The 21342-nt window shown below is 66.3% G+C and carries 16 protein-coding genes and 7 tRNA genes; 7 read left to right on the top strand and 16 right to left on the bottom strand.

Translation table 11 applies throughout. From position 1 onward, the window contains the following. Positions 1-353 precede the first annotated feature (353 nt). Positions 354-1355: a WG repeat-containing protein gene (locus tag ACTJI2_RS00780; RefSeq protein WP_440840753.1), complete on the top strand. Its 1002-nt coding sequence runs from the start codon at positions 354-356 to the stop codon at positions 1353-1355. A 162-nt stretch (positions 1356-1517) separates the two neighbouring features. Here ACTJI2_RS00780 and ACTJI2_RS00775 read toward each other — a convergent pair. From ACTJI2_RS00775 to ACTJI2_RS00720, 12 genes are all read right to left on the bottom strand, one after another. Next, positions 1518-1594: transfer RNA gene (locus ACTJI2_RS00775), tRNA-Asp, on the bottom strand. 27 nt (positions 1595-1621) lie between these two features. Beyond that, positions 1622-1696: transfer RNA gene (locus ACTJI2_RS00770), tRNA-Val, on the bottom strand. Positions 1697-1734: 38 nt separating this feature from the next. Continuing rightward, positions 1735-2007, bottom strand: a complete 273-nt coding sequence (locus tag ACTJI2_RS00765; RefSeq protein WP_141456262.1) for an HU family DNA-binding protein — start codon at positions 2005-2007, stop codon at positions 1735-1737. Positions 2008-2228: 221 nt separating this feature from the next. After that, on the bottom strand, positions 2229-4673 hold the full coding sequence (gene lon, locus ACTJI2_RS00760) for an endopeptidase La (RefSeq protein WP_183637718.1): 2445 nt from the start codon (positions 4671-4673) through the stop codon (positions 2229-2231). A 136-nt stretch (positions 4674-4809) separates the two neighbouring features. Further along, positions 4810-6093: an ATP-dependent Clp protease ATP-binding subunit ClpX gene (clpX, locus tag ACTJI2_RS00755; RefSeq protein ID WP_183637721.1), complete on the bottom strand. Its 1284-nt coding sequence runs from the start codon at positions 6091-6093 to the stop codon at positions 4810-4812. 126 nt (positions 6094-6219) lie between these two features. Continuing rightward, positions 6220-6846: an ATP-dependent Clp endopeptidase proteolytic subunit ClpP gene (clpP, locus tag ACTJI2_RS00750; protein ID WP_183637724.1), complete on the bottom strand. Its 627-nt coding sequence runs from the start codon at positions 6844-6846 to the stop codon at positions 6220-6222. 94 nt (positions 6847-6940) lie between these two features. Then, entirely contained in the window at positions 6941-8233 is a 1293-nt protein-coding gene (gene tig / locus ACTJI2_RS00745) for a trigger factor (protein ID WP_183637727.1), read from the bottom strand. 222 nt (positions 8234-8455) lie between these two features. After that, positions 8456-8541 (bottom strand) — tRNA-Leu (locus tag ACTJI2_RS00740). 87 nt (positions 8542-8628) lie between these two features. Next, positions 8629-8704 (bottom strand) — tRNA-Lys (locus ACTJI2_RS00735). Positions 8705-8778: 74 nt separating this feature from the next. Beyond that, a tRNA-His gene (locus ACTJI2_RS00730) sits at positions 8779-8855 on the bottom strand. A gap of 44 nt (positions 8856-8899) precedes the next feature. Then, a tRNA-Arg gene (locus ACTJI2_RS00725) sits at positions 8900-8976 on the bottom strand. A gap of 43 nt (positions 8977-9019) precedes the next feature. Further along, positions 9020-9096 (bottom strand) — tRNA-Pro (locus ACTJI2_RS00720). Positions 9097-9246: 150 nt separating this feature from the next. Between ACTJI2_RS00720 and ACTJI2_RS00715 the strand changes: the two genes are divergently transcribed. Next, entirely contained in the window at positions 9247-10011 is a 765-nt protein-coding gene (locus tag ACTJI2_RS00715) for a Bax inhibitor-1/YccA family protein (protein WP_249888265.1), read from the top strand. Between the two features lie 78 nt (positions 10012-10089). Here the strand turns inward: ACTJI2_RS00715 and ACTJI2_RS00710 are convergent, their stop codons facing one another. From ACTJI2_RS00710 to grxC, 4 genes are all read right to left on the bottom strand, one after another. Then, positions 10090-11409 (bottom strand): Na+/H+ antiporter NhaC family protein, encoded by a 1320-nt coding sequence (locus ACTJI2_RS00710; RefSeq protein WP_440840752.1) that lies wholly within the window; start codon positions 11407-11409, stop codon positions 10090-10092. A gap of 153 nt (positions 11410-11562) precedes the next feature. Next, on the bottom strand, positions 11563-12570 hold the full coding sequence (locus ACTJI2_RS00705; protein WP_203323553.1) for an isocitrate dehydrogenase: 1008 nt from the start codon (positions 12568-12570) through the stop codon (positions 11563-11565). Positions 12571-12764: 194 nt separating this feature from the next. Further along, on the bottom strand, positions 12765-13154 hold the full coding sequence (locus tag ACTJI2_RS00700) for a carboxymuconolactone decarboxylase family protein (protein ID WP_183637738.1): 390 nt from the start codon (positions 13152-13154) through the stop codon (positions 12765-12767). Next, positions 13151-13435 carry a glutaredoxin 3 gene (gene grxC, locus ACTJI2_RS00695; protein WP_221188916.1) on the bottom strand — a complete coding sequence of 95 codons (285 nt, stop codon included), beginning with the start codon at positions 13433-13435 and terminating at the stop codon, positions 13151-13153. Before grxC ends, ACTJI2_RS00700 begins: the two co-directional genes overlap by 4 nt. A 199-nt stretch (positions 13436-13634) precedes the next feature. On the opposite strand from grxC, the gene ACTJI2_RS00690 reads away from it, so the two are divergent. The 5 genes from ACTJI2_RS00690 (at position 13635) to ppx (ending at position 21214) form a co-directional block, all read left to right on the top strand. Then, a complete protein-coding gene (locus ACTJI2_RS00690; protein ID WP_225562447.1) occupies positions 13635-15278 on the top strand; it encodes a M48 family metalloprotease in 1644 nt (547 codons plus the stop codon). 128 nt (positions 15279-15406) lie between these two features. Continuing rightward, entirely contained in the window at positions 15407-16096 is a 690-nt protein-coding gene (gene phoB / locus ACTJI2_RS00685) for a phosphate regulon transcriptional regulator PhoB (protein ID WP_141456251.1), read from the top strand. Positions 16097-16185: 89 nt separating this feature from the next. After that, positions 16186-17526: a phosphate regulon sensor histidine kinase PhoR gene (phoR, locus tag ACTJI2_RS00680; RefSeq protein WP_183637744.1), complete on the top strand. Its 1341-nt coding sequence runs from the start codon at positions 16186-16188 to the stop codon at positions 17524-17526. Continuing rightward, on the top strand, positions 17523-19613 hold the full coding sequence (ppk1, locus tag ACTJI2_RS00675; RefSeq protein ID WP_183637747.1) for a polyphosphate kinase 1: 2091 nt from the start codon (positions 17523-17525) through the stop codon (positions 19611-19613). The genes phoR and ppk1 overlap by 4 nt, the downstream gene beginning before the upstream one ends. A 71-nt stretch (positions 19614-19684) precedes the next feature. Continuing rightward, the gene (gene ppx, locus ACTJI2_RS00670) at positions 19685-21214 is read left to right on the top strand and encodes an exopolyphosphatase (protein ID WP_183637750.1); all 1530 of its coding nucleotides are present in this window, start codon (positions 19685-19687) and stop codon (positions 21212-21214) included. The last annotated feature ends 128 nt before the right edge of the window (positions 21215-21342 follow it).

The following is a 21342-nucleotide window of genomic DNA, read 5'->3' as shown; positions in this document are numbered from 1 at the left end:
TGGCGCACCTCCCTCTCGACGACCTGCTGCGCCCGCGCCCGCCCCCACGGCAGCCACGCGGCAGCAGCCGCGCAGAGCATTCGCTTCCATAAATCGGTCCCCTATGGCGGTGCCAGATGCCTCCCGGCCGCAACCGAATCGGAGCGGATTCGCTCGCCGCCCTTTCTTCCCGCATGGGCAAGAGATGCCTCGACACGAGCGACCGTCATTCGTCGATCTTGAGAACGAACAATGCAAACGGGCCCCGGAGTCATCCCGATAGAATCGACCTCTGTTCGCACTGCCATTGCTCTTGTGTCATGCCGCCCTCCCGCCCGCTTCGGCTCCTCACCTGGCTACTCCTGCCCATCTCGATGATCGCCTCCGGTCGTTCCGCCGATGGCGCCGCCGAGACCGGACATCCGGTGAACGCCGCGACTTCCTTCATCCCCTATCTCCATGCCGACGGCCGGTTCGGTTTTGTCGATGCTCATGAGCAGACCCCGTTCGCGAAAACCTTCGAGGATGCGCAGCCATTCACCGAAGACCGGGCCGCGGTGAAATCGGGCGGGAAATGGGGCTATATCGATCTCCGGGGCCGTTGGATCGTGCATCCGCGTTTCACCGAAGCCAGGCCATTCAGGGACGGCGTGGCCTGGGGCGCCATCGTCAAACCGTCCACCCGAAGCGGATTCATCGATTTGAATCCGTTTCATTCCGCGGGAAGCCGGAAGTGTTATCTCATCTCTCCGGACGGCCACACACGCCCCTGCGGCGGTGACTATCCGGATCGGTATGACGTGGCGTCCAGCCGTTTCCGGGAGCCGTCGTCGGATTCCCGGGAGCTTCGCGTGGTACGCGCCCCGGACCGCAAGAGCGTCGGTGTGCTCGGTACCGATGGCCGGCAAATCGTCCCGTTCGGCATCTATGACGATCTCCGATATCAATACGACAATTTTTTCGTGGTTCATCGCGTCGTCGGCGGCTGGGGCATCCTGGATGCGGCGCGCAACGTGGAGGTCGTGACCGCGGATCGGCCAAGCTTCGAGTACCTGAAATATACCTCTCCCGATCTGCCGCTCCGCCTGCTGGTCGTGCGACGGGACGACAACACCCGCTGCCTCCTCGATCACGCGGGGGCGGAACTCCATTGCGGCCTGAGCGAGGTTTCGCCTTGGGGAGAGAGTCTGATCGCCGCCAGCAACGGGCAAAAGCAATGGGGAGCTCTCGATACGCACGGACAACGGGTCATCCCGTTCCGCTATGACTCGGAATTCCGTTTCCGCGATGGCCTTGCGCGCGTGCGTCTCGATGGGGATGAGTTCTACATCGACCTTCAGGGTCGCGAGTACCGCGCATCGTCCGCGCCGGACTGACGGAAATTCAAGCGAGGCGCCATCCACGACGACGCGTTGGTCCGCGGGGCGCTACGCGACATCCGCATCGCTCCGGACGCTGGAAGCAACCACCATCGCCATCTTTCGCGCGACCGACAGGCAACAAAAAACCCCTGACTTCTCAGGGGTTTTTCATGTTCGTGGCGGAGTGGACGGGACTCGAACCCGCGACCTCCGGCGTGACAGGCCAGCATTCTAACCGACTGAACTACCACTCCGCGGAAACTTAAACAGTTGGTCCGGTTTGGTGGGTGCTGAGGGTTTCGAACCCCCGACCCTCGCCTTGTAAGGGCGACGCTCTACCGCTGAGCTAAGCACCCGTTCAACCGACCGGACTCACTCGGCAGCAGCGAGTCGATTAGTTTACGGCATCCTTCAGGGCTTTGCCAGCCTTGAAGGCGGGATTCTTGGAAGCCTTGATCTTGATGGTGTCGCCGGTCTTCGGGTTGCGGCCGGTACGGGCGGCGCGCTTGCGCACCTGGAAGGTGCCGAAGCCCACGAGGGTCACGCTGTCGCCCTTCTTCAGGGCCTTGGTGATGCTGGAAATCACGGCGTCGACGGCACGTCCAGCTTCAGCCTTGGACATTTCGGCTTCGTCGGCGACGGCATCAACCAATTCGGTTTTGTTCATGTAGAAACTCCTTTTGCGGAACAACCGCGGAATGTGTAACCGGAATGCGCGGGAATCTGATCGTCACGCGCTTCCGGTCGTCTTCCACGAACACGACGAGAACGATGCTCATCGTGTTTGCGGGTGACGCCGTTATACCAGCGGGTATACAGGCACGCAAGCCGAAAACCCAATAATGACGCGGGTTTTGCGGGTTTTTTACCTTCCGTGTATGCCGCGATTCAGTGCTTGACGTCGGGCTGCACGGGCGCCTTGCGGCGGGCCGGCACGCGCCGCGGCTTGCCCCCCTCGGTCGGCGCCGCAGTGGGCGCCAGCGGCCGTTCCAGCGCGAGATCCAGCACCTCATCGATCCAGCGGACCGGCACGATCTTCATGCCCTGGGTGACGTTGGCGGGAATGTCGGCGAGGTCCTTGCGGTTCTCTTCCGGGATGATCACGGTGGTGATGCCGCCGCGCAGCGCCGCCAGCAGTTTTTCCTTCAGGCCACCAATGGCGGACACGCGCCCGCGCAGGGTGATCTCGCCGGTCATTGCCACGTCGGCACGCACCGGCGTGCGGGTCAGCGTGGACACCAGCGCGGTCACCATCGCGGCACCGGCGCTGGGACCATCCTTCGGCGTCGCGCCGTCGGGCACGTGCAGGTGGACGTCGTGCTTCTGCAGGTACTCGGCATCGATGCCCAGTGCGGTGGCGCGCGCGCGCACCACCGACATCGCGGCGGCCGCGGATTCCTTCATCACGTCGCCCAGCTGGCCGGTCAGGGTCAACAGGCCCTTGCCCGGCACCAGCGCGACTTCGATCTGCAGCAGATCGCCGCCCACTTCGGTCCAGGCCAGCCCGGTGACCAGGCCAATCTCGTTCTGCTCCTCGGCGCGACCGAAATCGAAGCGGCGCACGCCGGAATACTTGTCCAGGTTCTTCGAACTGACCTGCACCAGCGCGCCCTTTTTCTTCTTCTTGGCCGGCTGCGGGCCGGCCAGCGCGATTTCCTTGACCACCTTGCGGCAGATCTTGGCGATTTCGCGTTCCAGGTTGCGCACGCCGGATTCGCGCGTGTAGTAACGCACCAGGTCGCGGATGGCGTCCTCGGCGATCGTGAGCTCTTCCGGCTTCAGGCCGTTGGCCTTGATCTGCTTGGGCAGCAGGTAGCGCAGGGCGATGTTGAGCTTCTCATCCTCGGTATAGCCCGGGATGCGGATGACTTCCATGCGATCCAGCAATGGGCCTGGGATGTTGAGCGAGTTGGAGGTCGCGACGAACATCACTTCGGACAGGTCCAGATCCACTTCCAGGTAGTGATCGTTGAAGGCGCTGTTCTGCTCCGGATCCAGCACTTCCAGCAGCGCCGACGAGGGATCGCCGCGGAAGTCCATCGACATCTTGTCGATTTCGTCCAGCACGAACAGCGGATTCTTGCTGCCGGTCTTGTTGAGGTTCTGCACGATGCGGCCCGGCATCGAACCCACGTAGGTGCGGCGGTGGCCCCGGATCTCGGCCTCGTCGCGCACGCCGCCCAGCGACATGCGCACGAACTTGCGGTTGGTCGCCTTGGCGATGGACTGGCCCAGCGAGGTCTTGCCCACGCCCGGCGGTCCCACCAGGCACAGGATCGGGCCGCGCATCTTCTGCACGCGCGACTGCACGGCGAGATATTCGAGGATCCGTTCCTTCACCTTGTCCAGGCCGTAATGGTCGGCGTCCAGGGTTTCCTGCGCGACCTTCAGGTCCTTGCGGACCTTGCTGCGCTTCTTCCACGGCACGCCCAGCAGCCAGTCCAGGTAATTGCGCACGACCGCCGCCTCGGCGGACATCGGCGACATCTGCTTGAGCTTGTTGAGTTCGTTCTTGGCCTTGGTCTCGACCGCCTTGGGCATGCCGGCCTCGGCGATCTTGCGGGCCAGTTCCTCCTGCTCGTTCGGCGCGTCGTCGAGCTCGCCCAGTTCCTTCTGGATCGCCTTCATCTGCTCGTTGAGGTAGTACTCGCGCTGGCTCTTCTCCATCTGCGACTTGACCCGGCCGCGGATGCGCTTTTCCAGCTGCTGCACGTCGATTTCGCCGTCGACGAAACCGACCAGCAATTCCAGCCGTTCGCCGATGCCGATGGTTTCCAGCAGGCGCTGCTTGTCGCTCAGGCGCACGCCCAGATGGGCGGCGATGGTGTCGGCCAGGCGACCGGGTTCATCGATACCGGCCAGCGTCTGCAGCAGTTCCGGCGGCAGCTTGCGGTTGGTCTTGACGTACTGTTCGAACAGGCCCATCAGCGAACGCGCCACCGCTTCGATTTCACGCGGCTCGCGGCCTTCGGTGGATTCGATTTCCTCGCCTTCGCCGTACAGCGAACCGTCGCGCTCGACGACATTGGAAACCTTCACGCGGGAGACGCCCTCGACCAGCACCTTGATGGTGCCGTCGGGGAGCTTCAGCAATTGCAGGACCTGGGCCAGGGTGCCGATGCTGTAGAGATCGGCGGCCACGGGATCGTCGGTCTCGGCCGACTTCTGGGCCAGCAGCAGGATGCGCTTGTCCGCTTCCATGGCCTGCTCCAGCGCGCGCATGGACTTGTCGCGGCCGACGAACAGGGGAATGACCATGTGCGGGAACACCACTACGTCGCGTAGCGGCAGGACCGGCAGGTCGAGAATTTCGGTGGGGGTACGGCGGGGCATGGGGGCTCCAGCGGATGCGGAATTACGGAGGCCAAAAAGCCAATGGCCCCGTTATGGGGCCATTGTCGGGAGGATGCAAGTGCAACCTCTAAATGTCAATTGAATCAAATACTTGCACCGAATGCTCGGCCTCGCTTCATTCCGCGGCGGCGACCTTCTGGGCCGGCGGATTCTGGTAGATCAGGTACGGCTCGGACTTGTGTTCGATGACCGATTCGTCCACCACCACCTTGCTGACGTTTTCCAGCGACGGCAGGTCGTACATGGTGTCCAGCAGGACCGACTCGACGATGGTGCGCAGGCCGCGCGCGCCGGTCTTGCGCTTGAGTGCCTTGCGGGCAATCGCCGACAGCGCGTCCGGACGGAACTCCAGTTCCACGCCTTCCATGTCGAACAGCTTCTTGAACTGCTTGGTGATGGCGTTCTTGGGCTCGGTGAGGATCTTGACCAGGGCCGGCTCGTCCAGTTCCTCCAGGGTCGCGACCACCGGCAGGCGGCCGACGAACTCGGGGATCAGGCCGAACTTGATCAGATCTTCCGGCTCGACCTCGGACAACAGCTTGCCGGTCTCGGTCTTGCGCTCGGCGCTGCGGACCTTGGCGCCGAAGCCAATCCCGCTGGCCTCGGTGGAGCGCTGCTGGATGATCTTGTCCAGGCCGGCGAACGCGCCGCCGCAGATGAACAGGATGTTCTTGGTGTCCACCTGCAGGAATTCCTGCTGCGGGTGCTTGCGGCCGCCCTGCGGCGGCACGCTGGCGACGGTGCCTTCGATCAGCTTCAGCAGCGCCTGCTGCACGCCTTCGCCGGACACGTCGCGGGTGATCGACGGGTTTTCGCTCTTGCGCGAAATCTTGTCGATTTCATCGATGTAGACGATGCCCTGCTGCGCCTTCTCGACATCGTAGTCGCACTTCTGCAGCAGCTTCTGGATGATGTTTTCCACGTCCTCGCCCACGTAACCGGCTTCGGTCAGGGTGGTGGCGTCGGCGATGGTGAACGGCACGTTGAGCAGGCGGGCCAGCGTCTCGGCCAGCAGGGTCTTGCCGGAACCGGTCGGGCCGGCCAGCAGGATGTTCGACTTGGCCAGTTCGACGTCGTCGTTCTTCTGCCGGCTCTCGATGCGCTTGTAGTGGTTGTAGACCGCCACCGCCAGGGTGCGCTTGGCACGCTGCTGGCCGATCACGTACTGATCCAGGACTTCCAGGATCTCGCGCGGCTTGGGCAGGTGGCTGCGGGCGGACTGCGCCTTCTCCTCGAGTTCCTCGCGGATGATGTCGTTGCACAGCTCGACGCATTCATCGCAGATGAACACGCTGGGGCCCGCGATCAACTTGCGGACTTCATGCTGGCTCTTGCCGCAGAACGAGCAATACAGGATCTTGCTGCTGTCGCCGGTACGGCCCTGACGGTCTTCGCTCATGCTTCGATTACTCGGTCACCCTGCCCGCTAGGCGGACTCGGTCGGAGAATAGCACACGGCCCCGGCCTGTCAGCCGGGTCCGCGGAGGGGGTGGCAGGCGCGGCAAACAGGGTCCGCGCCCGGGGTTCACGCCGGCTGGATGGTCTCTTCAGGACGGCGTTCCAGCACCTGGTCGACCAGGCCATAGGCCTGCGCGTCGGAGGCGCTCTTGAAATTGTCGCGCTCGGTGTCGCGCTCGATGGTTTCCAGGGCCTGGCCGGTGTGCTTGGCCAGGATCTGGTTCAGGCGCGAACGCAGGGTCAGGATTTCACGGGCATGGATGTCGATGTCCGTGGCCTGGCCCTGGAAGCCGCCCAGCGGCTGGTGGATCATCACCCGCGAGTTGGGCAGCGCATAGCGCTTGCCCTTGGCGCCGGCGGCCAGCAGCAGCGCGCCCATGCTGGCGGCCTGGCCGATGCAGACGGTGCTGACGTCCGGCTTGATGTACTGCATGGTGTCGTAGATCGCCATGCCGGCGGTGACCACGCCACCGGGCGAGTTGATGTACAGGCTGATGTCCTTCTCGGGGTTCTCGGCCTCGAGGAACAGCATCTGCGCCACGATCACGTTGGCCACCTGGTCGTCCACGCCGCCGACCAGGAAGATCATGCGTTCCTTGAGCAGGCGCGAATAGATGTCGTAGGCGCGCTCGCCGCGGCTGGTCTGTTCGACCACCATCGGCACCAGGTTCAAGGCTTTGGTTTCAATGCTCATCGGCTTTTTCGCGCCCAAATTGTCGTGGAGGGGTCCGGCCTAGGATAGCCGGACCGGGACGGGCTGGGGTCTCATCGACCCCGGCGAACCGCCGTTAGTTCCGGATGGCTTCCTGGAAGCTCAGCGACTGCTCCGTGTGCTGGGCGCGCTCGGCGATCCAGTCGATCACCTGCTCTTCCATCACCCGCGACTGCAGTCCCCCCATCAACTGGGGATCGTTGCGGTACAACTCAATGACCTGCTCCGGTTCCTCGTAGGTGGAGGCGATCAGGCGCAGGGTCTCGTTCAGGCGCTTGGGATCCAGGCGCAGCTGGTTGCGGCGGGCGACCTCGCCCACCAGCAGGCCGACCAGGACGCGCTTGCGGGCCGCATCCATGAAGCCCTCATGGGCGTTCGGCGGGATCTGCACCTGCTGGCCGTTGCGGGCGGCCTGATCGGCGGTCTGCTGGACCATCGCGCGGGCCTCGTTCTCGACCAGGCGCGGCGGCATTTCCACGTGCGCCCAGGCGGCAATCAGCTGCTCGCCGACTTCCCGGCGCAGGCGGCCCATCAGGGCACCCTTGAGCTCGCGCTCCAGGTTGCTGCGGATGTCGCGGCGGAACTGTTCGGCGTCACCGCTCTTCACGCCGAAGCTGCGGATGAAGTCCTTGTCGACCGCCGGCAGCACCGACTCGGCCACTTCGGTGACCTTCACGTAGACGTCGACCTGGCGGCCCGCCAGCTGCGGCACGCGCCAGTCGGCGGGGAACTGCACCTGGATCGTCTTCTCCTCGCCGGCGGCCAGGCCGATCAGGCCCTTCTCGATATCGGCGAACATCACGCCCGAGCCGATCAGGGTGGCGCCCTTTTCCGCGCCCTCGGCGGGCAGGCGTTCGTCACCGGCCTGCGACCAGGTTTCCAGTTCGACGCGATCGCCGTCCTTCGCACCGCGCTGCACCACTTCGAAGGTGCGGCGCTGCAGGCGCAGGTTCTCGACCATCTGGTCGATGTCGGCGTCGGCCACTTCGGCGGTGTGGCGGATGACGTTGAGCTTGGTCACGTCGATCTCGCCGAAATCCGGCACCACTTCGAAGGTCGCGATGAAATCCAGCTCACCCTCGCCGTTCTTCTCGATGCGGGGATTGCCGGCCAGTTGCAGATCGTTGTCGCGCACGGCGTTGTTGAAGGTCTCGCGCAGCAGGCCGTCGAGGGCCTCGGCGCGGACCTGCTGGCCGAAGCGCTGCTCGATCACCTTGGTGGGCACCTTGCCGGGACGGAAACCCTTGATGCGGGCGGTGCGCGCGATTTCGCGCAGGCGGCCACCGATGTGGGTATCCAGACGCTCAGCCGGCAGGCTGAAGGTCATGCGGCGTTCGAGGTTGCCGACCGATTCGACCGAAACTTGCATACTCACTGGCTCCTGCTGCCCGGGTCCCATGCCCGGGCATGATGTTGATGAATTCGGGTCGCCCGCGGACACGCGACGTGCCGACCGGCGGAACGGAATAGTTTCGCCTATTCCGGGCTTTCCTGCCAACCGCAGGCGCCGGGGAAGGGAATTTCGAGGCAATCCGGGGAAATGGCCGGGGCCCCGGATTCCGGGCCGGTCCCGGAAACGTCCGGAAGGACGTGGTGCGAAAGGAGGGACTCGAACCCTCACGGGGGTTACCCGCTGGAACCTAAATCCAGTGCGTCTACCAATTCCGCCACTTTCGCAGGTGCGCCGGCATTCTACCCAGCCGGGAAGGCCGACGGAGCATCCCGGAAAAGAAAACGCCCGACCTCGCGGTCGGGCGTTCTGTTTGGTGGGCCGTCAAGGATTCGAACCTTGGACCTATTGATTAAGAGTCAACTGCTCTACCAACTGAGCTAACGGCCCCAAAAACTGGACGCGTAGTGTAACCGCATCTTCTTTTTCTTACAAACCCCCGCTTGCGCGAAAGCCTTGCTTGGTGGGGTGGCTGAGGGGACTCGAACCCCCGACATCTGGAATCACAATCCAGTACTCTAACCAACTGAGCTACAGCCACCACTGAAACTTTTTTCTACCGCTTTGTCCGCCGCTTGCGCCGGATGGCGCGCCCGACAGGACTCGAACCTGTAACCGCCGGCTTAGAAGGCCGGTGCTCTATCCGGTTGAGCTACGGGCGCCCGGACCGGATTGTCGCATCCCTGTCGTCGGGACGAGCCAGACTGGTCGGGGTAGAGGGATTCGAACCCCCGACCCTCTGCTCCCAAAGCAGATGCGCTACCAGACTGCGCTATACCCCGACGAGGGCCCCGGCATCGGCGCCAGGCAGCGTCGACAAGGCCGTCTATTGTCGGAATCTGCCGGCTTCCTGTCAAACGCCGCGTCCGGTCACGGGCATCGGCTATGCTCCGCGGCTGGGGACAGAAGTCCGAATCAACCATGAGGGAACCATGATGCGCAGCGGCAATCCGGCTCTTAAGGAGTCCACCTTCCTCGACCTGGGCAGCGGCGCGGTGGTTTCGCGCGATGCCGGCGCGATGACCCTGAACGGCACGGTCAACCGGACCGGCATCCTGCTGCTGCTGTGCGTGCTGACCGCCACCTACACCTGGAACACGGCGCTCACCCCGACCGGCGAACTCGCGCCCGGGGCGATGCTGTACATCCTGGGAGGGCTCATCGGCGGCTTCGTGCTGGCGATGGTCACCATCTTCAAGAAGACCTGGGCGCCGGTCACCGCGCCGCTGTACGCATTGGCCGAAGGCCTGTTCCTCGGCGCCATCTCGGCGATGTACGAGGTCAAGTTCAACGGCATCGTGCTGCAGGCGGTGCTGCTGACCTTCGGTACCCTGTTCGCGTTGCTGATGGCTTACCGCTCGGGCTGGATCAAGGCCACCGAGAACTTCAAGCTGGGCGTGGTCGCGGCCACCGGCGGCATCGCGCTGATCTACCTGGCCACGATCGTGCTGGGCTTCTTCAACATCAACATTCCCTACATCCACGACTCGGGTCTTATCGGCATCGCCTTCAGCCTGTTCGTGGTGGTGGTCGCGGCGCTGAACCTGGTGCTGGATTTCGATTTCATCGAGACCGGCGTGGAGCAGAACGCACCCAAGTATATGGAGTGGTACGCGGCGTTCGGCCTGATGGTCACCCTGATCTGGCTGTACATCGAGTTCCTGCGCCTGCTGTCCAAGCTGCAGTCGCGCAACTGAATCTCCAGGCCGGTAAAACAAGAAACGGGGCGCAAGGCGCCCCGTTTTTTTTTTGCTGCCCAGGATGCGACGCGCCGCTCAGCCGGTACCCGCCACGGCAGTTGAGCGGCGCGCGGGAAGCAGCATGAACACCACGGCCGCCGCGACCAGCAGCCAGCAATAGTGGACGCTGCCGGCCAGCGCCAGCGGCGAAACGGCCGCCAGCGACGATGCCAGCAGAATCTGCGCGCCATAAGGAAGCACGCCCTGCACCACGCAGGCGAAGATGTCGAGCAGACTGGCCGAACGACGCGGCGTGATGCCGTGGCGCTCGGCGATGTCCTTGGCGAGACTGCCGGTGATGAGGATCGCCACGGTGTTGTTGGCGGTCAGGACATCGGTCCCGGCGGAGAGCGCGGCGATGCTGAATTCGCCGGAGCGCCGCCCGGTATGGCCGCGGGCGAAACGGGCAATCGTCCGCGCCAGCCAGTCCAGGCCCCCGCTCGCCTTCATCAGCGCCCCCAGTCCTCCGATCAGGATCGAAAGCAGGGTCACCTCCACCATGCTCTCGAATCCGGCGTAGATGTCTCCGGCAAGATCGACCGGCGTGTAGTCGCCGGCAAAGACGAAGCCGAAAACGCCGGAAAGCGCCAGGCCGATCGCCAGCACCACCACCACGTCCAGTCCAATCAGGGCGAGCACCAGCACCAGTACATAGGGCAGCACCAGCCAGGGCGACGCGCCGCCGGGCGCCTCCACCGGCGCCCCCTCTCCCAGGAACGCCAGCAGCACCGCGGTGGCCAGGGCGGCGGGTAACGCAATCTTGAAGTTCTCGCGGAACTTGTCGCGCATCTCCGCGCCCTGGCTGCGGGTCGCCGCGATCGTGGTATCCGAGATCACCGACAGGTTGTCGCCGAACATCGCACCACCGATGACCGCACCGACGACCAGCGTGCGATCCAGGCCGGCGGCGTCGGCGACGCCCAGCGCGATCGGCACAACGGCGGCGATCGTGCCCATCGACGTCCCGATGGCCAGCGACACGAATGAAGCCACCAGGAACAATCCGGGCAGGATCAGCGACGGCGGCAGCGCGCCCAGTCCCAGCGCAACCACCGCATCCACCGCGCCAATGGCCTTGGACACGGTGGCGAACGCGCCGGCCAGCAGGAAGATCAGGCACATCAGCATCACGTTGGCATCGCCCATGCCGCCCAGCAGCGTCGGCGAGGCCGCCACGCCGCGTCGATGGGCCAGCCACGCCCCCAGCGCCAGCGCCGGCAGGATCGCCACCGGCGCGCGCAACTGGTAGAAGCCCATGGCGTCGCCCTGGAACGTGTAGTAAAGGCCGGCGCCGAAGAACAGGGCCAGGAACAGCAGCAGCGGGGTCAGCGCGAGCGCGCTGGGGCGGACGGTCATCGTGGGCGGCGGAGGTGTGCGGGAAACCGGCGATTGTCCGGCTTGCCACGGCCCGGTCCAAGCCCCGCGGGCGGGACGAATGCAAACAAAAACGGGACGCTGGGCGTCCCGTTTCCGTGTTTCAGGCCGGTAAAACCCGGCGCCGCCGGGACATCAGACCCGGCTGGCGATCGCCTTGGCGAAGGACATAGTGGTGCCCTCGCCGCCCAGATCCGGGGTCAGCGAATCCTTGGCTTCCAGGGTGGCGATGATCGCCGCGCGCAGGCGTTCGGCCTTGTCCGGCTGGCCGAGGTGGTCGAGCATCTGCGCCGCGCCCAGCAGGAGCGCGCACGGATTGGCGATGCCCTTGCCGGCGATGTCCGGGGCCGAGCCGTGGACCGCCTCGAAGATGGCCGCGTCGACGCCGATGTTGGCGCCCGGGGCCAGGCCCAGGCCGCCGACCAGGCCGGCGCACAGGTCGGAGATGATGTCGCCGAACAGGTTGGTGGTGACGATGATGTCGAACTGCTCCGGACGCATCACCAGCTGCATGCAGGTGTTGTCCACGATCATCTCGTTGCACTGGATGTCCGGGTACTGCGCGGCCACTTCGCGCGCGACCTTCAGGAACAGGCCCGAGGTGGTCTTGAGGATGTTGGCCTTGTGCACCACGGTGACCTTCTTGCGGCCGGTCTTGCGGGCCAGGTCGAAGGCGTAGCGGACGATGCGCTCGGAACCCTTGCGGGTGATCTTCTGGGTCAGCAGCGCGGTTTCGCCGTCCTCGGAGATGGACTGGCCTTCACCGATGTAGGCGCCTTCCGTGTTCTCGCGGACCGTGATCAGATCCACGCCGGAGGGGAAGCGCGACTTGGTGTTGGGGAACGACTTGGCCGGGCGGACATTCGCGTACAGGTCGAAATGGCGGCGCAGGGCCACGTTGATCGAGCTGAAGCCCTCGCCCACCGGCGTGGTCAGCGGGCTCTTCAGGGCCACGCCGTTCTTGCGGATCGATTCCAGGGTCGCCTGCGGCAGCAGGTCGCCGTGCTTTTCCAGCGCGACCATGCCGGCATCGGCTTCCTCGTAGCTCAGGCCCACTTTCAGGGCTTCGAGCACGTGCAGGGTCGCGTCCATGATCTCCGGGCCGATACCGTCGCCGCGGATGACCGTAATCGTCTGGGTCATTTGCTTGGGATTCCGAACAGGGGCGCCGTGCGGGCCGGGAACCGGGATGCAGGCGCGGAGGGGGTTTCAAGTCCGGCAATTATGCCTGAACCCCCTGTACGGTCCCAAATCGACCATCGTCGGAGGAGCGGAGAACCGGCCTTGTCGCGCCGGTTCCGGCCAAGGCCGGCGCCGGCGCGGGGCCGATTCGCGGGTCAATCGTGGCCGTGCGCCGAAGGCGCGTCGGCCGCGCCGGCCTCCAGCTGATCCAGGAAGTCCACCGCCCTGCGCAGGTGCGGGATGACGATGGAGCCGCCCACCACCAGCCCGACCGAGAAGGTCTCGAAAAACTCGTCGCGGCTGACGCCGGCGTCCTTGCACTGGGCCACGTGGTAGCTGATGCAGTCGTCGCAACGCAGCACCATCGACGCCACCAGCCCGAGCAGTTCCTTGGTCTTCACATCCAGCGCGCCGGGCTGGTAGGTCTGGGTATCCAGGGCGAAGAAGCGGCGGACCACCTGGTTCGGTTCGGCCAGGATGCGCTCGTTCATGCGCTGGCGGAATTCGGTGAATTCGCGCAGACGGTCCTTTTCACCGCCGCTCATGCGCCCTCTCCGGCCAGCAGCGGCTCCAGCTTGCCGGCCCGATGCAGGGCGATCATGTCGTCGTAGCCGCCGACGTGGGTCTCACCGATGAAGATCTGCGGCACGCTGGTGCGGCGCGCGCGGGCGATCATGCGTTCGCGCTCGTCCGGCTCCAGGTCGATGCGGACTTCCTTCCAGCTCTGGCCCTTGCTCTTGAGGAAGTTCTTCGCGGCCACGCAGTAAGGGCAGATCGCGGTCGTGTAGAGGGTGATGGCGGGGCCGCCGGTCTCGGTGTCGCTCAAGGAATCCTCCTGAATGGAACAACGCGTTCAAAGTCGGGTCTGAGGGCAATATGGGTGGCCGATGGCGCGCTTTCCAGCCGGCCGAGTGGAACAGTGCGGGCCGTGGGTCCGGTTAACCGCATGTTCACTCGCTGCCGGCGGCAAAGCGTCATCCTGCCGCTCGCAAGCCTGCCGCCATTGTCCGACAACGGAGTTCCGTTTGCGCCTTCCGCTGCTTTCCACCGCCCTCACCGTGCTCCTGGCCGCGCCTCTGGCGCAAGGGCAGGACGTGCGCCTGCCGGACATCGGTTCCTCCGCCGGCGAGGTGTTGAGCCCGGCGCGCCAGGCGGAGTACGGCGGAATGATGCTGCGCGAGCTGCGCAACTACGGCTACCTGCTGGAAGACCCGCTGCTGGACGACTGGCTGCAGAAGGTCGGCACCCGCCTGGGCGCGGAAAGCGACTCGCCGCGCCAGAGCTATACGTTCTTCCTGATGAAGGACCGGCAGATCAATGCGTTCGCCACGCTGGGCGGCTACATCGGCACCAACGCGGGCCTGATCCTGACCGCCGAGCGCGAGGACGAAGTCGCCGCGGTGCTGTCCCACGAAATCGCCCACGTCACCCAGCAGCACGTGCTGCGCGGGGTCGAGCGGGCCGAGCGCGATCAGATTCCGATCCTGCTCGGGATGCTGGGCGCGATCGTGCTGGCGCAGAGCGCCGGCGGCAACTCCAGCGGCGACGCCTCGATGGCGGCGGTCGCCAGCGGCATGGGCCTGATGCAGCAACGCCAGATCGACTACACCCGTTCCAACGAATCCGAGGCCGATCGGCTGGGCATCCGCACCCTGTCGCGCGCCGGCTACGACGTGGACGCCATGGCCGGCTTCTTCGCCCGCATGGCCCAGGCCACCCGCGCCAACCGCGGCACCGGCCGCGAGGCGTACCCGGACTACCTGATGACCCACCCGGTCACCACCACCCGGATCAGCGAGGCCAAGGAACGCGCCGAGCAGATGCGCAAGGACAACCTGACCCTGATCACCCGGGTTCCGGGCGGCGGCGAGCGGGTCGAACAGTTCGATCCCAAGCGCGTGGTCGCACCGGAAAAGGACAGCGACAATCCGCTGCTGCCCCTGTCCGTGCGCCTGCCGGGCGACCTGTTCAGCCGTGGCCCCACCGGTGACTTCGACTGGGCCCGGGAACGCCTGCGGGTGCTCAGCGCGACCACCGCCGACGGCGCCGCCCGCGACTACGAGACCATCCGCCGGGAATCCGGCAAGGGCCTGGACGATGCCCAGCGTTATGGCCTGGCCCTGGCCCACCTGGGATCGGGACGACCGGAGGTGGCATTGACCGAGCTGGCCCCGCTGCTGGCCGAGCATCCGGGCAACCTGTGGCTGGAACTGGCGACCGCCGAGGCTGAATCCCGCGCGGGCCGCACCGCGGCGGCCAACCAACGGCTCGCCCGCCTGCTCCAGCAGATGCCGAACAACCGCCCCATCGCGCTGACTTTCGCCCGCGTCCTCAACGAGCAGGGGGGCGCCGAAGCTGGCCGGCACGCCCAGGCGGTGCTGCGTCCGCTGCTGTCCCGGGCCGGCAACGACCCGGTGTTCCAGCAGGAATTCGGCCGGGCCAACGAGCTGGCCGGCGACCCGGTCCGCGCCGGCGAGGCCTTCGCCGAGGCGGCCTTCCTCAATGGACGGCCCGAACAGGCGCTCATCCAGTTGCAGAATCTCAAGAAGCGCAGCGACCTGGACTACTACGCCCGCGCCCGCATTGACGCCCGCATCTCCGTCATCACCCCGCAGGTGCTGGAACTGCGGCGCCAGGGCGTGCGCGACCCGGACATCGAACGCCGCTAGCCCGGCCGCCGGGGCTCCCGGCGGCGACCAGCGGCCCCGACTGTCATATGACGGGCGCGCGGCATGTCATGTTTCCGTCATAAAATTGTCGTCTACTGGTGCGGTACCCCACAGACGACGGTAATCGCGTGCAGAAGCACATCCTGATCGTTGACGACGAGCCGGCCATCCGCGACATGGTCGCCTTCGCCCTGCGCAAGGGCGATTACGAACCCGTGCATGCGGGTGATGCCCGCGAAGCCCAGAACGCCATCGCCGACCGGGTGCCGGACCTCATCCTGCTGGACTGGATGCTGCCCGGCACCAGCGGCCTGGAGCTGGCGCGCCGCTGGCGCAAGGACGCGATGACCCGCGACGTCCCCATCATCATGCTCACCGCCCGCGGCGAGGAGAATGATCGGGTCGGCGGCCTGGAAGCCGGCGTCGACGACTACGTGGTCAAGCCGTTCTCGGCACGCGAACTGCTGGCGCGCATCCGGGCGGTCATGCGCCGCTCCCGCGAGGACGACGAGGACGGCAGCGTCGGCATCGGCCCGCTGCGCATAGACGGCGCCGCCCACCGGGTGTTCGCCGGCGATACCCCGGTGCCGATCGGCCCGACCGAGTATCGACTGCTGCATTTCTTCATGACCCACCCCGAGCGGGTCTATTCGCGCACGCAGCTGCTCGACCATGTCTGGGGCGGCAGCGTGTACGTGGAGGAGCGCACGGTGGACGTGCACATCCGCCGCCTGCGCAAGACCCTGGAACCGCACGGCCTGGAGAACATGGTGCAGACCGTGCGTGGTTCCGGCTACCGGTTCTCGGCGTCGGTCTAGGCGCGGGATTCGGCATTGGGGATTCGGGATTCGATGTTTCCCCCGCCTGCTCCCGCTGGCTGTCATAAATAACTGCCTACAATCGGTCCATGCCCCAATACATACGCTCCGCCTGGTTCAAGACGCTCGGTCAACTGGCGGGTGTGCTGGCCCTGGCGGTGGTCATTGGATTGCTGATTGGCCACGTCTGGCCGGTCGTCACCCTGGCCGCGCTGGGCGTGGTGGCCTGGCATTACTGGCGATTGCGCAAGGTGCTGGTGCGGCTGACCGCGCGCCAGCGACTGGAGCCCGCGCGCGGCAATGGCGTCTGGAACGAACTGGATCGGCTGCTGTTCCGCGGCCATGCGGAAATGCGCGCGCGCAAGCGCCGGCTGCTGGACATGCTGCGTGCCTACCGCGCCGCCGCCGCGGCGTTGCCGGACGCGGTGGTGGTGGTGGAACGCAACAACCAGCGCGTGCAATGGTTCAACAAGGCCGCCACCAGCCTGCTGGGGCTGCAGTATCCGACCGACATCGGCGCGCCGATCGGCGATCGCCTGCAACCGCTGCCGATGTCGCACTGGCTGGCCGCCGGCCGCAATGCCGAGCCGATGCTGGATGCCGCCTCGCCGGTGGATCCGCAATTGCGCCTCAACCTGCGCCTGATTCCCTATTCCGACCAGTACTGGCTGCTGGTCGCGCGCGACGTCAGCAAGATGCTGCGGCTGGAACAGATGCGCCGCGACTTCGTCGCCAACGTCTCCCATGAATTGCGCACGCCGCTGACCGTGGTCCACGGCTATCTCGACATGCTGGACCCGCAGGACTTCCCGGAATGGGCGCCGATGCTGGCGGAAATGCAGAAACAGTCCCAGCGCATGACCCAATTGGTCGAGGATCTGCTGACCCTGTCGCGGCTGGAAGCGCAGGACAGCCTGCCGGACGAAAGCGTGGCGATGGCGCCGATGCTGGCGACCCTGCGCCGCGAGGCCGAGGCGCTCAGCCACAAGCGCCACATCGTGGTGGTGGAAGACGAAGCCGGCGTGGACCTGTGGGGATCGAACAAGGAGCTGCACAGCGCGTTCTCCAACCTGGTCAGCAACGCCGTCCGCTACACCCCGGCCGGCGGCACCATCACCGTGCGCTTCGTGCGCGAGGGCGACGGTGCCATGCTGAGCGTGCGCGACACCGGCTACGGCATTCCGGCCGCGCACCTGCCGCGCATCACCGAGCGTTTCTACCGCGTGTCCACCAGCCGCTCGCGCGAAAGCGGCGGCACCGGCCTGGGCCTGTCGATCGTCAAGCACGTGCTGAACCTGCACCAGGCGCGGCTGGACATCCAGAGCGAGGTCGGCCACGGTAGCGTGTTCTCGGTGCACTTCGGCGGCGAGCGCGTGCATCCGCGCGCTCCCGCCCCCTCCCCTTCCCTGCCCCACGGCCAGATCGCATGAACGCCGCCATCGACACGACGCCAGACCATCTGAGCAACGAAGACGCCCTGCGCGATCCCTCGCTCTACCTCAATCGCGAACTGTCGCAACTGGATTTCAACTTCCGCGTGCTGGCGCAGGCGCAGGATCCGCAAGTGCCGCTGCTGGAGCGGCTGCGCTTCCTGTGCATCTCGTGCACCAACCTGGACGAATTCTTCGAGATCCGCGCGGCCACCGTCCGCCATGCGCAGGACTTCGGCCTGCCGCCGGGCGCCGACGGGATGAGCCCCACCGTCGCGCTCAACCGCATCCACGATCGCGCCGCGGAACTGGTGGATGCGCAGTACAAGTGCTGGAACGAGGTGCTGCGGCCGGCGCTGAACGAAGCCGGCGTGCGGGTGTTCGGACGCGGCGCCTGGAGCGCGCGGCAGACGCGCTGGCTGCGCGCCTATTTCCGCAACGAGATCATGCCGGTGCTGTCGCCGCTGGGCCTGGACCCGGCGCACCCGTTCCCGAAGATCCTCAACAAGTCCCTCAACATCGTGGTCGTGCTGAAGGGCAAGGACGCGTTCGGTCGTGCCGGCCACCTGGCGATCGTGCGCGCGCCGCGCTCGCTGCCGCGCATCATCCACCTGCCCTCGCGCGTGTCCGGCGGCGAGAACGACTTCGTGCTGCTGTCCTCGGTGCTGTCGGCGTTCGTCGACGAACTGTTCCCGGGCATGGAGGTCAAGGGCTCCTATCAGTTCCGCGTCACCCGCAACTCCGAAGTGGTTGTCGACGAGGAGGAAGTGGAGAACCTGGCGCTGGCGCTGCGCGACGAACTGATCGGTCGCGGCTACCGGCCGGCGGTACGGCTGGAAATCGCCCAGGACTGCCCGAAACCGATCATCCGCACCCTGCTGCAGAATTTCGCCCTGCCCGACAACGCGGTCTACCTGATCGACGGGCCGGTCAATCTCAACCGGGTCATCCAGGTGTACGACCTGGTGCAGCGCCCGGAACTCAAGTACCCCGTCTTCACCCCGCGCACCCTGCGCGACAGCGATGCCATCTTCGACAAGGTCGATGACGGCGACGTGCTGCTGCACCATCCCTTCGACGCGTTCACCCCGGTGCTGGAGCTGCTGAAGCAGGCGGCGGTGGATCCGAACGTACTGGCGATCAAGCAGACCCTGTACCGCACCGGCAAGGACTCGGCGATCGTCGATGCGCTGGTACAGGCGGCGCGCAACGGCAAGGACGTCACCGTGGTGGTGGAACTGCGCGCGCGCTTCGACGAGGACGCCAACCTGGGCGTGGCCGATCGCCTGCAGGAAGCCGGCGTGCAGGTGGTGTATGGCGTGGTCGGCTACAAGACCCACGCCAAGATGCTGCTGATCGTGCGCCGCGAGGGCAAGAAACTGCGCCGTTATGTGCACCTGGGCACCGGCAACTACCACAGCGGCACCGCCCGCGCCTACACCGACCTGGGCTTGATCACCGCCGACGCCGACATCGGCAACGACGTGCACCTGCTGTTCCAGCAGTTGTCGGGCCTGGCCCCGTCGACCAAGCTCAAGCGCCTGCTGCAATCCCCGTTCACCCTGCATGCCGGGCTCATCCGCAAGATCGAGCGCGAGGCGAAGCTGGCCAAGGCCGGCAAGCCGGCCCGCATCATCGCCAAGATCAACGCGCTCAACGAGCCGCGCCTGATCCGCGCGCTGTACGCGGCCTCGCAGGCGGGCGTGCGCATCGACCTGATCGTGCGTGGCGCCTGCGCCCTGCGGCCAGGCGTGCCGGGGATTTCCGAGAACATCCACGTGCGCTCGATTGTCGGACGCTTCCTGGAACACAGCCGGGTCTACTGGTTCGGCAACGACGGCAACCCCGAGCTTTACTGCGCCAGCGCGGACTGGCTGGAGCGCAACCTGCTGCACCGGGTCGAGACCTGCTTCCCGATCCTGGATCCGGAGCTGGCCAGGCGGGTGTTCCGCGACGGTCTGCAGAACTATCTGGACGACAACCAGAACGCCTGGGCGCTGGACGCCGACGGCAATTACCGCAAGGTCGCGCCGGCCGAGGGCGAAGCACCGCATTCGGCGCAGGCGACCCTGCTGGCCGGGGTCTGAGGGCGATGCAAGTGCCTGAAATGGCAGGGGCCGCGTTGCCAAGTCGCGGTCTCTGCCTCTAGGCTTTTCCGATGCCGCCCGTCTCCGCCCACGTCTCGCCGCCTCCCCATGACGGCGAACAGCTTGCCGCCATCGATCTCGGTTCCAACAGCTTCCACATGATCGTGGCGCGCTACACGCTGGGACAGCTGCGCGTGGTCGATCGCCTGCGCGAGACCGTGCGCATGGCCGACGGCCTGGACGGCAAGGGCGGACTGTCGCAGGCCGCGCGCGAACGCGCGCTAGACTGCCTGTCGCGCTTCGGCCAGCGCATCCGCGACATCCCGGCCAGCCGGGTACGCGCGCTGGCCACCAACACGGTCCGCCAGCTGGCCGATCCGCAGTCCTTCCTGGTTCCCGCCGAAGCCGCCCTGGGCAAGCCGATCGAAGTGGTGTCCGGCCGCGAGGAGGCGCGCCTGATCTACCTGGGCGTGGCGCACGCGCAGCCGCCCAAGGCGGGGCAACTGCGCCTGGTCATCGACATCGGCGGAGGTTCCACCGAGTTCATCATCGGTCGCGGGATGGATACCCTGGAACGCGAAAGCCTGCAGGCCGGCTGCATCGCCAGCACCCGGCGCTTCTTCCCCGGCGGCAAGCTGTCCAAGAAGCGCTGGAAGGAAGCCCTCACCGAAATCGCCGCCGAGTTCCAGCAGTTCGCCGGCCAGTACCGCTCGCTGGGCTGGCAGGAGGCGATCGGCTCCTCCGGCACCAACAAGGCGATCGGCGAAATCTGCGCGGCGATGAAACTGACCAAGGGCGCGGTCACCGCCGAGGCCCTGCCGCAGGTCCGCGATCGCCTGCTGCAGGCCGAGCGCATCGACGCCATCGATCTGCCCGGTCTGTCCAGCGACCGCCGCCCGATCATCGCCGGCGGCGTGCTGGTGCTGGAGGCCGCCTTCGAGGCGCTGGGCCTGCAGCGGCTGATGGTCAGCAAGGCGGCCATGCGCGAAGGCATCCTGTACGACATGCTGGGCCGCGGCAGCGACAACGATCCGCGCGACATGTCGGCGGCCGCGCTGACCCAGCGCTACGGCATCGACGAAATCCAGGCCGCGCGGGTGGAAGCCACCGCGCTGCGCCTGCACGAGCAGGTCGCCGGTGCCTGGAAGCTGGACGATGACGACGCCCGCATGCTCGGCTGGGCCGCGCGCCTGCACGAGATCGGCCTGGTCATCGCCCACAGCCAGTACCACGCGCACGGCGCCTACGTGCTGGAGAATTCTGACATCGCCGGCTTCTCCCGGCAGGAACAGCAGGTCCTGGCGGCGCTGGTGCGCACGCACCGCCGCAACATTCCCAAGACCGCGTTCGACGCCCTGCCCGACCGCCTGCTGCTGTCGGCCAAGCGCAAGGCCGCGCTGCTGCGGCTGGCGGTGCTGCTGCATCGCGCGCACGAGGCCGCGCCGATTCCCCGCCTCGAACTCACCGCAGAGGGCGACGAACTCCGGCTGGTGGTGGACCGCCGCTGGATCGAAGCCCGGCCGCTGCTGAAGTCGGACCTGGTCGGCGAGCCCGAGGACATGCAGGGCCTGGGCATCACCTTCAAGCCCTTCGTCGCCTGAGCCGGGGCGCCCGGCCGCTGCAAACCGCAAACACCCGCGCTAGACTCCGCCCGGGAAACCGTCGAGGCCATGCCGGGCGGCGCCGGATCGGACAGGGGACCGATCCCGCCTCGCCATAACCGCCCTGC

This window comes from Pseudoxanthomonas sp. 22568, assembly GCF_052044485.1.
Classification (GTDB): domain Bacteria; phylum Pseudomonadota; class Gammaproteobacteria; order Xanthomonadales; family Xanthomonadaceae; genus Pseudoxanthomonas_A; species Pseudoxanthomonas_A beigongshangi.
This window is presented reverse-complemented; position numbering and strand designations above follow the sequence as displayed.

Excerpts from the sequence above, each read along its gene's own strand:
- ACTJI2_RS00780 (WP_440840753.1), top strand. The coding sequence starts at position 354 with ATGATCGCCTCCGGTCGTTCCGCCGATGGCGCCGCCGAGACCGGACAT.
- ACTJI2_RS00765 (WP_141456262.1), bottom strand. The coding sequence starts at position 2,007 with ATGAACAAAACCGAATTGGTTGATGCCGTCGCCGACGAAGCCGAAATG.
- lon (WP_183637718.1), bottom strand. The coding sequence starts at position 4,673 with ATGCCCCGCCGTACCCCCACCGAAATTCTCGACCTGCCGGTCCTGCCG.
- clpX (WP_183637721.1), bottom strand. The coding sequence starts at position 6,093 with ATGAGCGAAGACCGTCAGGGCCGTACCGGCGACAGCAGCAAGATCCTG.
- clpP (WP_183637724.1), bottom strand. The coding sequence starts at position 6,846 with ATGAGCATTGAAACCAAAGCCTTGAACCTGGTGCCGATGGTGGTCGAA.
- tig (WP_183637727.1), bottom strand. The coding sequence starts at position 8,233 with ATGCAAGTTTCGGTCGAATCGGTCGGCAACCTCGAACGCCGCATGACC.
- ACTJI2_RS00715 (WP_249888265.1), top strand. The coding sequence starts at position 9,247 with ATGATGCGCAGCGGCAATCCGGCTCTTAAGGAGTCCACCTTCCTCGAC.
- ACTJI2_RS00710 (WP_440840752.1), bottom strand. The coding sequence starts at position 11,409 with ATGACCGTCCGCCCCAGCGCGCTCGCGCTGACCCCGCTGCTGCTGTTC.
- ACTJI2_RS00705 (WP_203323553.1), bottom strand. The coding sequence starts at position 12,570 with ATGACCCAGACGATTACGGTCATCCGCGGCGACGGTATCGGCCCGGAG.
- ACTJI2_RS00700 (WP_183637738.1), bottom strand. The coding sequence starts at position 13,154 with ATGAGCGGCGGTGAAAAGGACCGTCTGCGCGAATTCACCGAATTCCGC.
- phoR (WP_183637744.1), top strand. The coding sequence starts at position 16,186 with ATGCCCCAATACATACGCTCCGCCTGGTTCAAGACGCTCGGTCAACTG.
- ppk1 (WP_183637747.1), top strand. The coding sequence starts at position 17,523 with ATGAACGCCGCCATCGACACGACGCCAGACCATCTGAGCAACGAAGAC.
- ppx (WP_183637750.1), top strand. The coding sequence starts at position 19,685 with ATGCCGCCCGTCTCCGCCCACGTCTCGCCGCCTCCCCATGACGGCGAA.